Origin of the sequence: Corticimicrobacter populi (genome assembly GCF_003123725.1) — a bacterium.
Lineage (GTDB): Bacteria > Pseudomonadota > Gammaproteobacteria > Burkholderiales > Burkholderiaceae_B > Corticimicrobacter > Corticimicrobacter populi.
The window spans coordinates 339,108-352,112 of the sequence record NZ_QETA01000004.1; the positions used below are offsets into that span (position 1 = coordinate 339,108).

The 13,005-nt window shown below is 60.9% G+C and carries 11 protein-coding genes and 1 pseudogene; 8 read left to right on the forward strand and 4 right to left on the reverse strand.

What is annotated here, in order from left to right; translation table 11 throughout:
* Positions 1 to 6: 6 nt before the first annotated feature.
* Positions 7 to 2,010 carry a biofilm regulation protein phosphatase SiaA gene (gene siaA, locus DD235_RS11580; RefSeq protein WP_109062230.1) on the reverse strand — a complete coding sequence of 668 codons (2,004 nt, stop codon included), beginning with the start codon at positions 2,008 to 2,010 and terminating at the stop codon, positions 7 to 9.
* A gap of 37 nt (positions 2,011 to 2,047) precedes the next feature.
* Positions 2,048 to 2,461: an aspartate 1-decarboxylase gene (gene panD / locus DD235_RS11585; RefSeq protein ID WP_109062231.1), complete on the reverse strand. Its 414-nt coding sequence runs from the start codon at positions 2,459 to 2,461 to the stop codon at positions 2,048 to 2,050.
* Between the two features lie 266 nt (positions 2,462 to 2,727).
* Here panD and DD235_RS11590 point away from each other — a divergent pair, with 266 nt between their 5' ends.
* Positions 2,728 to 4,152 (forward strand): class I SAM-dependent methyltransferase, encoded by a 1,425-nt coding sequence (locus DD235_RS11590; protein WP_109062232.1) that lies wholly within the window; start codon positions 2,728 to 2,730, stop codon positions 4,150 to 4,152.
* Here DD235_RS11590 and DD235_RS17060 read toward each other — a convergent pair.
* Together DD235_RS17060 and DD235_RS11600 are read right to left on the reverse strand one after the other, a co-directional pair.
* Positions 4,060 to 5,163, reverse strand: a pseudogene (locus tag DD235_RS17060) (YeeE/YedE family protein); the annotation flags it as partial. The gene DD235_RS11590 and the pseudogene DD235_RS17060 sit on opposite strands and share 93 nt — an antisense overlap.
* Entirely contained in the window at positions 5,163 to 6,080 is a 918-nt protein-coding gene (locus tag DD235_RS11600; RefSeq protein WP_109062234.1) for a sulfurtransferase, read from the reverse strand. The gene DD235_RS11600 and the pseudogene DD235_RS17060, both read right to left, overlap by 1 nt.
* Positions 6,081 to 6,567: 487 nt before the next feature.
* On the opposite strand from DD235_RS11600, the gene DD235_RS11610 reads away from it, so the two are divergent.
* The 7 genes from DD235_RS11610 to DD235_RS11640 all read left to right on the forward strand — a co-directional run bounded on the left by DD235_RS11610 (position 6,568) and on the right by DD235_RS11640 (position 12,997).
* Positions 6,568 to 7,512 (forward strand): ABC transporter substrate-binding protein, encoded by a 945-nt coding sequence (locus DD235_RS11610; RefSeq protein ID WP_162300478.1) that lies wholly within the window; start codon positions 6,568 to 6,570, stop codon positions 7,510 to 7,512.
* Between the two features lie 105 nt (positions 7,513 to 7,617).
* Positions 7,618 to 8,475 carry an ABC transporter permease gene (locus tag DD235_RS11615; protein ID WP_109062237.1) on the forward strand — a complete coding sequence of 286 codons (858 nt, stop codon included), beginning with the start codon at positions 7,618 to 7,620 and terminating at the stop codon, positions 8,473 to 8,475.
* Positions 8,472 to 9,743: a quaternary amine ABC transporter ATP-binding protein gene (locus DD235_RS11620; RefSeq protein ID WP_109062238.1), complete on the forward strand. Its 1,272-nt coding sequence runs from the start codon at positions 8,472 to 8,474 to the stop codon at positions 9,741 to 9,743. The genes DD235_RS11615 and DD235_RS11620 overlap by 4 nt, the downstream gene beginning before the upstream one ends.
* A gap of 46 nt (positions 9,744 to 9,789) precedes the next feature.
* The gene (locus DD235_RS11625; RefSeq protein WP_109062239.1) at positions 9,790 to 10,164 is read left to right on the forward strand and encodes a tautomerase family protein; all 375 of its coding nucleotides are present in this window, start codon (positions 9,790 to 9,792) and stop codon (positions 10,162 to 10,164) included.
* Positions 10,165 to 10,205: 41 nt separating this feature from the next.
* Entirely contained in the window at positions 10,206 to 10,949 is a 744-nt protein-coding gene (locus DD235_RS11630; protein WP_109062240.1) for a class I SAM-dependent methyltransferase, read from the forward strand.
* 56 nt (positions 10,950 to 11,005) lie between these two features.
* Positions 11,006 to 11,977, forward strand: coding sequence for an ABC transporter substrate-binding protein (locus tag DD235_RS11635; RefSeq protein WP_109062241.1), 972 nt, complete (start codon positions 11,006 to 11,008; stop codon positions 11,975 to 11,977).
* Between the two features lie 48 nt (positions 11,978 to 12,025).
* Positions 12,026 to 12,997 carry an ABC transporter substrate-binding protein gene (locus DD235_RS11640; protein WP_109062242.1) on the forward strand — a complete coding sequence of 324 codons (972 nt, stop codon included), beginning with the start codon at positions 12,026 to 12,028 and terminating at the stop codon, positions 12,995 to 12,997.
* The last annotated feature ends 8 nt before the right edge of the window (positions 12,998 to 13,005 follow it).

The window sequence follows — 13,005 nt, forward strand, 5'->3', positions numbered from 1 at the left end:
GATGGGTCATCGTGTGTGAAAGTGGAAGGACAGGACGGTAATATCGTCCCGCTGTGGGTGATTGCCGCGGTAGGTCTCCAGTGCGGCTTCCAGGGCTGCAGCCCGCTGGTCTTGAGGCAGGCGGGCATTTTCAAGCAGCAGTTGCGCCAGGCGGGTATGGCCAAAGCCGTAGCCGAACTCACCGCCTGCCTGATCCAGGAAGCCATCCGTCACCAGGTAGTATGTTACATCCGTACGCAAGGCCAGTTCCTGGTCAGTATAGGTGCCCTGGCGACGGTCGCCAATGGCACGCCGGTGTCCCTTGACTTCATCGACGGTGTGACCATCGCTCCAGTACAGGCCTATCCGGGCTCCGGCAAAGCGCAGCAGGCCAAGCGTGCGATCAATGCAGACCAGCCCCACATCCATGTTGGTGGCAATGCCGCGCGGCAGTTCGTACTGGTGCATCATTTCGCGCATGGCCTGGTCGGCGCGATGCAGGATGGCCGCGGGCGACTGGCGACCGGTTTCGGCGACCGCGTGATCCAGTGCCGCGCGTGCCAGCATGGTCATGAGCGCGCCGGGCACGCCATGACCCGCGCAGTCGACTACCCCCAGGATGTATTGCTCGGCATTGCCCTGACACAGATAGAAATCGCCGCCGACGATATCGCGGGGCCGCCACAGCACGAAGGAGTCAAGGCCGGGGAGCTGCCGCAGTTGCTCGTCAGGCAGGATGGCGCGCTGGATCAGGCTGGCATACTCGATGGAATCGTTGATTTGCTGGTGCGCACGGCGCATTTCATCGTTGGCCTGTTCGAGTTCCTGCGTGCGTGCCTGGATGCGGCCTTCCAGATCTTGCGTATGGTTGCGTATCTGTGCCGCCATGGTGCTGAAGGCGCGATTCAGGTCGCCCAGCTCATCATGGCGTGGCGAGGGAGGAACCACATCATAGTGCCCGGCGGCCAGCGCCTGCGCTGAACGCTGCAGATCCCGTACGGGACGCAGGACCAGGCGTTCCACGGCATAGCCGAAGGCCAGGATCAGGACTGCCAGCAGGACGACCAACACCACCATCATCAGGCTGAACCAGCCGGTGTCGATTCCCCTGGCAGCCTGCAGATCGACGGCCAGCACGATATACCAGTCCAGTTCAGGCAGGTAGGTCAGGGTCAGAAGCTGGCGCTGCTGGTCGATGTCGACAAACAGGCTTTGTACTGTGCCCGGCTCGGCCTGGGCAAGCTGCATGGCGTCTTCCAGTGCCGTAGCCTGGGCCGGATCACCAAGCTGGCCTGCCAGCGTCTGTTGTGCGTTTACGGCAGCTCCGGCGGCCTGGTTCAGGGCGATCAGATTTTCATTCTGATGTGCCTGGATGATGCCGTTGCGGTTGATCAGCATCGGCGTGACACCGCTTTCGCTGTTTGCGATGAATTCCTGTACGAACTCGCTGAGGTTGAAACCGCTGCCTGCCAGGCCGAGTACCTCGCCATTGTCCCGGATGGGGACATTGACCCATACCTGCGTGACCTGTAGCTGGGCGTCGTGGTTGACGTTCAGGGAATAGGGGGCTTCCTGCTGCAGCGTGCTGTAGAACCAGGTGTCGTCCTGGTGCGTGGGGCTCAGCGTGTAGCGGGGTTGCTGACTGTATGCCTTGGTATCGTCATTGAAGTAATAGTTGCCACTGTCGGCGCTGGCAATGAAATAGGCATGGTCGTGCAGGTCCTGGCGATATTTTTCCGCCTCCCTGAACAGCAGTCCGGTCTTGCCGGGATCCTGTTCGTCTCGCAGCCATTGGATGGTGACTTCCGAGTTGGCCAGGCGTCGTGCCAGGGCGATGTCGCGCGCTACCGGTGCCAGGATGGTCTGGCGCTGGAGGAGGATCAGATTGCGCGCGTAGGCCTCACCGAAATGGTTGCGCACATTGTCCATCAGTTGCCAGCCGAGCAGGCCGGCTGGGATCAGCGCCGCCAGGCATGCCAGCAAAAGCGCGACGATGGATTTGGCCCGCAGGCCGGCTTTCCAGAGTGCCATGTCCGAGTGAGTAACTAGAGAATGGGGAGGGCGCGTCTCAGGCGTGCGTGACGATATCGAAGGACAGGCGGCCCTTTGCGTCGCGGCCGATATCGTAAGACAGCGTTTCACGGACTGAATTGTCGGGGTGGAATGTCAGAACCATCGGCTGGATCAGCTCAAGCTCATGCTCCTGGATATAGGCAGAATTGCAGATGATGATCTCGTCACCCTTTTGGCAGGTGCGTGCGGCGGCACCATTGAGGATGCAGCAGCGAGAGCCGCGTTCACCATAGATGACATAGGTACTGATGCGCGCACCTGAGTGCTTGTTCCAGATATCGACGAATTCCAGCGGCAGGATACCTGCGGCTTCGCAATGGTCAGGATCCAGGGTGATGGAGCCGTGATATTCGAGATCGGCACCTGTGACCCGGATGCCATGAAGCTTGCCGCGAACGACTTTTCTCACGATATGTCCTGTGGTAGGCGGGGGGATAACGGGAGATCATTGTAGTGTCATCGCTGGAGTCGTGACGCGAATTTATATAGGGAAGACGGCAGGGCCAACCAGGAAAGTTGATGAATGACACTTTCAATTCCTGTTTTGCTGGTATGGAGATGCAGGATCGCAGGAAGTAGTATTCTTTTACCCAGGTTCCGTCATCAGAGCATGATGGAGTCCATGTCGCATCGGAGTGCATGTGTAGACCTTTTTTCCATCCCGAAGGAGGTGTCGTGAGTCCGGTATCAAATGCCATAGCCAACAGGCTGCAGCAACTTCCCCATCCCGTTCAGCTTATCCTGCCAGATGGCACCCAGGTCGGTGCGGATATGCCCGTTGTCCGTTTGCGGCTGCATGATCTCAAGGCGCTCGCCAGTCTGGCCTCCGGCGAGGTCGGGGTGCTGGGGCAGGATTACGTCGAAGGCCGGGTTGATATCGACGGGCGCATGCGTGACGTCATGGCCGTGGCCGCTGCGCTGCTGCCGGGTTCCCCGGTTGAGGCGGCCCGTAGTGGTTGGCTGACAGAATTGATACGCAGGTTGGTGTCGGTCTGGCGGCACTCGGTGGACCGCGATGCGCGACAGATCGAATTCCACTATGACCTGTCCGATGCCTTCTATGCCCTCTGGTTGGATCCGCGCAGGGTCTATTCGTGTGCCTATTACCGCGAACCGCAGATGACGCTGGCGCAGGCCCAGGAAGCCAAGCTAGACCATATTTGTCGCAAGCTGCGGCTGCAGTCGGGAGAACGTTTTCTGGATGTTGGCGCTGGATGGGGCGGGTTGCTGCTGTGGGCTGCCGAACACTATGGCGTGCAGGCTACCGGGATTACGCTGTCGCACAATCAGCATGCCTATGTGAATGGTCTGATTGAAAGTCGTGGCTTGTCGGACAGGGTGCGCATGCTGCTGCTCGATTATCGCAATCTGACTGAGGATGAACCGTTCGATAAAATTGCCTCGGTCGGCATGTTCGAGCATGTGGGGCGTGCTCAGCTTGAGGCTTATTTTGCCAAGCTGCGCAAGCTGCTGCGGCCCGAGGGCATGCTGCTCAATCATGGTATCACGTCGGCAGGGGTCTATAACGCCGAGCTTGGCAATGGCATGGGTGAATTCATCGAGCGCTATATCTTTCCCGGCGGCGAACTGACCCATGTCAGTCGGGTGGTCGAGGCCATGAGTCACAGTGGTTTCGAGGCCGTCGATATCGAAAGCCTGCGGCCACACTATGCCCGGACCCTGTGGGCATGGAGCGATGCGCTCGAGTCGCGGCTGGATGAGGCGCGGGCCGTGCTGGTGGCTGAAAAAGGGGATGCGGGCGAACGGGCGCTGCGCGCCTATCGGCTGTATCTGGCGGGATGCGCCATGGGATTCGAGCATGGCTGGATATCGCTCTATCAGGTGCTGTGCCAGACCCAGGCGGTGCAGCGGATCGATCCGGCCGCACCGCCGCCGGTCTCAGCCTATCCGTGGACGCGAGGCTACATGTACGCGCAGTCGCCAGCCGAGCCAGGCACCGGCGGTACAGAACAGTGCGAAGATCCAGCCCGAGACGGCGGCGGCCATGATGCCAGACAGCAGGGTGCCGACCGTGCAGCCAAGTGCCACCATGGCTCCCCAGCCCATCAGGATGCCGCCGCCGAAATTGCGGCTGGCTGAACGCCAGTCCGGCCACTGGGGCCGGAACTGGCCGGCCGCCAGTGCGGCAGCCCAGGCACCACCGATCAGGGCCAGTACGAATGCGCCATTGGGCGATAGCAGGGTGTTCTTGATGATCGTGGCGCAACCGGCGAAGCTGTCGAGGCCTTCCAGCCGTTCGGGCAGCAGTGACCCGTTGGCGGCAAGCGTGCGGGCAATGCTGCCCAGCTCTGCCGTGACGCCCAGCGGGGCGATGCGCAGGTAGGCCAGTACGGCAATCAGGGCAACCAGCAGACCGCCTGTCGTGGCAGGCCAGCGCAGTGTCAGCAGGGTGGTCAGTGAGGGGCGCTCGGTGGCCGGATGGCCATCCGGTGCTGTGGGCGAGCGATGTGTGCGCAGCAGTAGCCAGGCGATGCCACCCAGCAGGACGGTCTGCAGCAATGCCGACCCCCCGTAACCCAGCGAGTGAGGCAACCATGCAACCGGTGCCGACTGAATGGCGGACAGATACAGCGTATTCCAGGAGGCAAAGCCCAGGCCGAAGCCGACCAGCGCACCCAGCAGGGCAAAGGGGGAGGCTGCGGCACCTTCGCCCAATCTGTACAGATGGGCGCTGATGCACGAGCCGGACAGGGCCATGCCCAGCCCAAAGACCAGGGCACCTACCGCCAGCACCCAGCTGACCGGGCCGATATGGGCACCGGGCGGCAGCCGCCCCGGGATGGGCGAGGGCAGGAATGCGCCAAACAGCACATGGTAGCCCAGCGTGCCGACCAGTAATGCCGCGACCAGACCCAGCAGCCCCAGTGCATTACGGTGTTCGAAATAGTCGCGCATCATGCAGTAGAAGCAGAAGCGCGTGCGTTGCAGCACGATGCCGAAAGCCAGACCCAGCAAGAGCGAAAGCGACAGTGTTCGGCCTTCGCCCGGCAGGTCGTGCAGGCGGGCTGCAGCATAGAGCAACCCGCCCAGGATAACCAGGGCGGACAGGGCGCGGCGCGCGGGGATGCCGGATGCGACCGCGCCAGGCATCAGGTATTGCCCCAGACGGTGCCGGCCGGGTTGGCAATCGGTGAGCCGACGGAATTGCCGTACTCGGTCCAGGAGCCATCATAGTTGCGCACATCGTAGCCGAGCAGCTTCTTCAGAGCGAACCAGGAGTGGCTGGAGCGCTCGCCGATACGGCAGTAGGTAATGATAGGCTTGGAACCATCCACGCCCACTTCCTCGTAGATGGCCTTGAGCTCTTCGACCGGCTTGAACGTGCCGTCTTCAGCGACCAGCTTGCTCCAGGTGACGTTGACTGCACCCGGGACGTGGCCTGCGCGTACTGACAGTTCAGGCACGCCATTGGGTGCGAAGATCTTGCCGTTGTACTCGTCGGCCGAGCGGATATCGACCAGATGTGCGTCCGAGGCTTTATTGGCGACGTCGCGCACGTCGCTCAGATAGGCACGTAGCGTCGGGTTGGCGGTTTTCGCTGTGACGTTGCCGGGTTGCGGCACAGGCGCGGCAGCCGACAGGGGGCGGCTCTCTGCCTCCCACTTCTTGCGCCCGCCGTCGAGGATCTTCACGTTGTCGATGCCGTAGATATCGAAGATCCAGGCTCCCCAGGCGGCAAACCAGTTGTTGTTGTCACCGTATAGAACGGTCACCGTGTCATCGTTGATCCCGGATTTGCGCAGCAGTTCCTGGAATTGTGCCTGCGGCACGATATCGCGGGCGACCGTATCGACCAGATCGGTATGCCAGTTGTAGTTGACGGCACCGGGAATGTGGCCGCGTTCATAGAGTCCGGGATTGACGCTGACCTCGACCAGCCGGACCTTGGGGTTGTCGAGATTCTGCTCCACCCATTCGGTGGTGACCAGGTATGGGCTCGCTGCCCAGGCGGGACCCGCTAGGCCGAAGGCCGCGAGAGAGACGGCAATGAGACGCTTGAAAGACATGTCGTGACTCCTTTTCTAGGGTGCGCCGGATGGAGGAATCAGCTTAAGGAAACCGGATGTTTCAGGGAACGATCAATTCCCAATATCGTTATGCCGGCCGTCGGCTGGGTTATCCCCTATTTTGAATTTCTTTCATTTTGCGTTAAGATGTTGTCTTCTTCATTCAGAAATGTTCAATTTCGTCGGATTGCAATATTCTGCAGTCCGGTGCCAATCAGGGTGCTTTTCAGAGCACTGTTCGCTCGTTCCCGGTTTGTATCGACGGCCTCGCCGTTTTCCGCACAACCTTCCTGGCTCCCTGGCAAATTTGCAGAACCGTTCTGCATCCCGCTGGTGGGCGCATGTGTCATTCACGAGCACCATGAACCGACAGGAGGTCATCATGAAGTCATCAAACCTTGTCGCCACGTCTGCGCCGCAGGCTGGTTCATCCACGAAATTTGCCCGTACGCTGTGCACAGCTGCCCTTGGCGCTGTGCTGGCCGGCATGGGCGGGCAGGCGCTGGCCGCTCCGCAGTGCGAGCTGGATCGCACGGTCAAATTTGGTGGAATGAACTGGGAGTCCAACCTGGTCATCACCGATGTCGAGCGCGCCATTATCGAAAAGGGCTACGGTTGCCAGACCGAAGTGCTGCCGACCGAGACACTGCCTGCGCTGGCAGCACTTGAGCGCGGTGATCTCGATGTCAATTCCGAAATCTGGCTTAACAGCGTGGCCGATCCCTGGAAGCGCGCCGAAGCGACCGGCAAGGTCAAGCGCATCGGCGATGTGTTCATGGGTGGCGAAGCCTGGTTCATCCCGCGCTATACCGCCGAGCGCTTGCCCGAACTCAAGTCGGCTGCCGATCTGCCCAGGTTCAAGGAGCATTTCACTGATCCCGAGGAACCCTCCAAGGGCCGCTTCTATGGCTGCCCGGCCGGTTGGGGCTGCGAGGTGGTGAGCACCAATCTCTATCGTGCGCTGGGGCTGGAAGACAGCTACACGCTCTATTCCCCCGGTACCGGTGCGGCACAGAAGGCGGCGCTGACCTCGGCCTACAAGCGCAAGCAGGACGTGGTTTTTTATTACTGGTATCCCACGCCGCTGGTCGGTGCCATGGACCTGGTCAAGCTGGAGCTGCCTCCCTATGATGCCGATGCACATCAGTGCCTGACATCGCCGGATTGCCAGGACCCCAAGCCCAGTGCGTATCCTGAAAACCCGGTATTCACGGCGGTCAATACGCAGTTCTCGCAACAGGCACCGCAGATCACCGAGTTCCTGTCGCGCGTGTCGATCCCGCTGGACGACATCAACGAAACGCTGGCCCACATGGAAGAAAGCGGCGATGACGCCGCCGATGTGGCCGAGTGGTTCCTCAAGAACAAGTCCGCTATCTGGACCCAATGGGTGCCTGCGGACGTGGCCGAGCGCGTCAAGGCGTCGCTCTGATCCTTCCTGGATGAACCATGACCGGGGCGCGCGGATGTGCGTCCCCGGTTTTTTGCGTTGTTGCCTGGCGGGCGACATCCACCCGTCGGGCGGGAGAAAAATAATATGTTTCCCGAATTGATTCCTGCGCGTACTTTGCGCACCGCCATCGACGGTTTCGTCGATGGCATCGTTACCAATTACGCCGATACACTCGAGGCGCTGTCCAGGCCCATTCTATCCATCCTGGTCTGGCTGGAACAGGTTTTGCGCGCGGCACCCTGGTGGGTCGTGGTGCTGGCAGTGATCGTGGTGGCATGGCTGGTCAGTCGCCGTATCGTGCTCAGCCTGTGCATGGGTGCGCTACTGTGTGTGCTGGGCGTGATCGGCCTCTGGGATGCCGGCATGCAGACGCTGTCGCTGATGTTGATGGCTGCGGCATTGTCGATCATGATCGGTATCCCTATCGGCATTCTCATGGCGCGTTGCAACTGGCTGCGCACGATTACGCTGCCGATACTCGACGTGATGCAGACCATGCCCAGCTTTGTCTACCTGATCCCGGTTGTCATGCTGTTCGGCCTGGGCAAGATCCCGGCGCTGATCGCGACGGTGATCTATGCCGTGCCGCCGTTGATTCGCCTCACCGATCTTGGTATCCGGCTGGTCGACGAAGAGGTGCTTGAGGCTTCCCGCGCCTTTGGTGCCAATGCCCGCCAGCAGTTGTTCGGTGTGCAGTTGCCGTTGGCTCTGCCCAACATTATGGCGGGGATCAACCAGACTACGATGATGGCGCTGTCCATGGTGGTGATCGCCTCGATGATCGGTGCACGCGGCCTGGGCTACGAGGTGCTGCTGGGCATCAACCGTCTGGAAGTCGGCCGAGGCCTGCTGGCCGGGATCGGTATCGTGGTGCTGGCGATCCTGTTTGATCGGATCACCCAGTCGTATGGCAAGCGTGTCGGCCATGGAGGACAATCATGAGCAAGATAGAAGTACGCAATATCTACAAGATCTTTGGGCCTCGACCCGAGAAGTGGCTGGCCGAAGCCAAGGCGGGCATCAGCAAGGAAGAGTTGCTGGCCCGTAGTGGCCACACTCTGGGCTTGCGCGATATCAGCCTGTCCATCGACGAGGGCAGTATCTACGTCATCATGGGCCTGTCGGGCTCGGGCAAGTCGACCCTGATTCGCCATTTCAACCGATTGATCGAACCGAGCGATGGCCATATTCTGGTCGATGGCCAGGATGTCATGGGGCTGGGCCGGCGCGAGTTGGAACAGTTTCGCCAGAACAAGATGAGCATGGTCTTCCAGCGTTTTGGCCTGTTTCCTCATCGTACTGTGCTTGATAATGCTGCCTATGGCCTATCGGTGCAGGGGATTACCCGGGCTAAGTGCGAAGAAAAGGCGCGCCACTGGCTGGAGCAGGTAGGTCTGGCCGGTTTCGAGAATCAGTATCCGAGCCAGCTGTCAGGCGGCATGCAGCAGCGCGTGGGACTGGCGCGGGCGCTGGCGACCGATGCCGAGATCCTGTTGATGGACGAGGCCTTTTCGGCCCTGGACCCGCTGATCCGTCGCGAAATGCAGGATCAGCTTCTGCAATTGCAGAGCCGCCTGAACAAGACCATCGTGTTCATTACGCATGATCTGGACGAGGCCCTGCGGCTGGGCAACCGGATTGCGATTCTCAAACACGGAGAACTGGTCCAGGAAGGCGCACCCGAGGATATCCTGTTGCATCCTTCAAATGATTACGTGCAGGCTTTCCTGCAGGATGTGAACCGGGGCAAGGTGCTCAATGCCGCGCACGCGCTGCCCGAGCGCGGTCCGCGCCTGACGCTGACCATGCGTACCCGGCCTGGACATGCGCTGGAGCAGATGCAGGCGCTGCGCTACGACTATGCGCCGGTGCTTGACGGCAAGCGACTGGGGGGCGTGCTGACTGTGGGGGCGGCGATCCGCGCTCGCGACGAAGGCGCTCGCGATATCGCCGGCTATGTGGATGACATGGCTTCGGTGCCTGCCTCGGCGGGCCTGGACGAGGTGCTGGCGCAGATGCTGCGTAGCAACGAACCACTGGCCGTGGTGGGCGAGAATGAAGAGTTCATCGGGCTGTTGTCGCGCAGCAAGGTCTCCGAACTGGTGGCTCCCGTCACGTCGGACAATCCCGAGGCCGCTGTCGGCAATGCTGCAGCCGACCCGGCTGGAGCGGGTCAGGGCACCACGCCGGGCGGCGCTGCTGCGGCATAGTGGTGTATATTTCCGTATTCTTTTCAAGGCTCAACGGAGCATCGCAATGCCTTTCCTGCAGATCGAGGTCGCCAGCAAGCGACGTGAATTTAATACCCAGACCCTGTTGCAGTCCGTCACCCAGGCGGTCCAGGCCTCGATCGGCGCAGCCTTGCCGAGCATCCGTGCCACCTTGTCGCTGGTTGATCCCGACCTGACCATTGATGGCGGCACCATTGGTCGCGAGACGGCGCTGGTGCGCATCTCACTGCTCAGTGGCCGCTCGGAAGAGCTCAAGGCGGCCCTGCTCAAGGCGGTGACGGCTGCGGTTGCCGAGAATACGGATGTACCGGCCGATAGCGTGCGTGTCGTGCTGGGCGATATCCTCAACCACGATCTTGGATTGGTGGATGGCGTCAGTGCCAAGGCACTGGGCCGTTAGGCGTGGCGCAGCGCAGGCAGCGGCAGGGCCGCAGACCGCAAATGGATGAACCGACGCTTTCCGAGCACGAGGGTATCCGTTATCTCCATTTCAACACGGAATGGATACAGGGGGCGATGGAAATCGCCGAACCAGCAAAGCTGGTGCTGGAATACACGGCCCAGATGATGGCCTGGCTGCTGTTCGTCCCGCCACCTCGCGAGCCTCAGGCCATTGGTGTGCTGGGTCTGGGTGCAGGCTCGCTGGCGCGTTTCTGTCTGAAGCAGACGAACTGTACGGTCGTTGCTGTGGAGTGGAATCCGGCTGTCACGGCCATCTGTCAGACCTGGTTCAAGCTGCCCACGTCCAGCAGGATGCTGATTGCGCACGAGGATGCCGCTCAATGGGTAGCGGACCCGGTGCAGCGTGGCGTGTGTCCTGTCTTGATGGTCGACCTGTACGACGCCCAGGCGCAGGGGCCGGTATGCGACAGCGTGGAGTTCTACAGGGATTGCCGCGCAGTACTGGGCGAGCGTGGCGTGATGGTGGTCAACCTGTTTGGCAACCACGACAGTTTTCCGCGCAACATGGCAAATATCGAGGCGGCTTTCGAGGGTGAGACAGCTCTGGTTCTGCCCGAGATCGATGCCGGCAATCGGATCGTGCTGGCTTTCCGGGGCATGTCTCCCCAAGTGGAGCCGCAACTGCTGCTGGCGCGTGCCGAAGAGGTCGAGCGTCAGTATGGTCTGCCTGCCCGCAAATGGGCCCGTTCTTGGCTCGGATTGACGCGCGGTACTCAGGACTGATACGCGACACAGTCGGCGAACGGTTAATATTACATCTTGTCATGAGGGATCCATCCATGTCGTTCATTCGCTTTTCGCAGTGCTGGCTGGGAGCTGCCGCAGTCGGCCTGTGTGCGTTGTCTCCTGCGCTGGCGCAGGACAAGTCAGTGGCCGTGCTGGCCATTGTCGAACATCCTGCCCTGGATGCCGTGCGCGATGGTGTGCGCCAGGCCTTGGCCGACGCCGGTTTCGAAGCGGGGAAAAACCTGCGTTGGCAATATCAGAGCGCACAGGGCAATACGGGTACAGCAGCCCAGATTGCCCGCAAGTTCGTCGGTGACCGTCCTGATGCCATCGTGGCGATTGCAACGCCGGCCGCCCAGGCGGTCGTTGCCGCGACCCGCGAGATTCCCGTGGTCTACACGGCCGTCACTGATCCGGTAGCCGCCCAACTGGTGCCATCCTGGGACGCATCGGGCACAAATGTGACTGGCGTGTCCGATCAGCTTGATCTGGATGTGCAGCTCGCATTGATCAGGCAGATTGCTCCGCAAGCGGTACGTGTCGGCACCATCTATAACCCGGGTGAAGCCAATTCGGTCGTGGTCGTGCGTCAATTGCAGGAATTGTTGCCACAGCACGGCATGCAACTGGTCGAGGCCGCTGCACCGCGCACTGTGGATGTGGCTGCCGCCGCACGCAGTCTGGCTGGCAAGGTGGATGTCATCTATACCAGTACGGACAACAATGTGGCATCTGCCTACGAAGCGCTCTACAAAACGGGTGTTGATGCCGGGATTCCCTTGATTGCATCCGATGCCGAGCTGGTGTCGCGTGGCGCAGCAGCAGCCCTGGGTGTCGATTACTACCAACTGGGCCTGCAGACCGGTGAACAGGTCGTGCGTATCCTGAAGGGCGAAAAGCCCGGCGATATTGCCTCTGAGACCAGCCGCAAGCAGGAACTCTATGTTAATCCCGCTGCAGCACAGGCCCAAGGCGCGGCATTGCCACCTGCCCTGCTCGAAACGGCAGCCCACGTTGTCGAATAAGCTCATCGCTGCGTTGCATCGAGATTCATTTTCCAAGAGGAGCTGTCCATGTCGCTGGTCCATTCTTCCATTCGCCTGCTTGGTGCGCTGACGCTCGGCCTGTCGCTGGGCACTCCGGTGCTGGCACAGGACAAGTCAGTCGCGGTGCTGGCTATCGTCGAACATATTGCGCTGGATGCTGCGCGTGACGGTGTGCGCCAGGCACTGGCCGATGCCGGTTTCGAGGAAGGCAAGAATCTGCGTTGGCAGTACCAGAGTGCACAGGGCAATACCGGTACGGCCGCCCAGATTGCCCGAAAATTCGTGGGTGATCGTCCCGATGTCATCGTGGCGATTGCCACGCCCGCCGCCCAGGCTTCGGTGGCTGCCACGCGAGACATCCCGGTGGTTTATACCGCTGTGACCGACCCTGTGATAGCACAACTGGTGCCGGCCTGGGAGGCCTCAGGCACCAACGTTACAGGTGTGTCGGATCAACTGGAACTGTTGCCCCAGATTGAATTGATCAAGCAGATCGTCCCGGAGGCCAAGCGTATCGGCATTGTCTATAACCCGGGCGAAGCCAATTCGGTGGTTGTGATCAAACAGTTGCAGGAACTGCTGCCGCAGCATGGCATGCAACTGGTCGAGGCCGCTGCACCGCGTACCGTCGATGTGGGCGCGGCTGCTCGCAGCCTGATTGGCAAGGTAGACGTGATCTACTCCACCACCGACAACAACGTGGTTTCGGCGTACGAGTCACTTTACCGGGTGGGGGCAGATGCCAAGATTCCGCTGATCGCCTCTGACTCGGGCAGTGTCGAGCGCGGTGCCATCGCAGCCCTGGGGGTGGGGTACTACGACCTGGGTCTGCAAACCGGGCGACAGGTCGTGCGTATTCTCAATGGTGAAAAACCGGGTGATATCGCTTCCGAAACCAGCAGCAAGCTTGAGCTGTACGTCAATCCTCGCGCAGCCGAGGCGCAGGGCGTGACGCTGCCCGAGTCGCTGCTGAAGTCTGCTGCCAAGATTGTGGAATAAAACGGGTC

Coding starts and splice junctions, on each gene's coding strand:
- siaA (WP_109062230.1), bottom strand. CDS start 2,010: ATGGCACTCTGGAAAGCCGGCCTGCGGGCCAAATCCATCGTCGCGCTT.
- DD235_RS11600 (WP_109062234.1), bottom strand. CDS start 6,080: ATGTCTTTCAAGCGTCTCATTGCCGTCTCTCTCGCGGCCTTCGGCCTA.
- DD235_RS11610 (WP_162300478.1), top strand. CDS start 6,568: ATGGGCGGGCAGGCGCTGGCCGCTCCGCAGTGCGAGCTGGATCGCACG.
- DD235_RS11615 (WP_109062237.1), top strand. CDS start 7,618: ATGTTTCCCGAATTGATTCCTGCGCGTACTTTGCGCACCGCCATCGAC.
- DD235_RS11620 (WP_109062238.1), top strand. CDS start 8,472: ATGAGCAAGATAGAAGTACGCAATATCTACAAGATCTTTGGGCCTCGA.
- DD235_RS11625 (WP_109062239.1), top strand. CDS start 9,790: ATGCCTTTCCTGCAGATCGAGGTCGCCAGCAAGCGACGTGAATTTAAT.
- DD235_RS11630 (WP_109062240.1), top strand. CDS start 10,206: ATGGATGAACCGACGCTTTCCGAGCACGAGGGTATCCGTTATCTCCAT.
- DD235_RS11635 (WP_109062241.1), top strand. CDS start 11,006: ATGTCGTTCATTCGCTTTTCGCAGTGCTGGCTGGGAGCTGCCGCAGTC.
- DD235_RS11640 (WP_109062242.1), top strand. CDS start 12,026: ATGTCGCTGGTCCATTCTTCCATTCGCCTGCTTGGTGCGCTGACGCTC.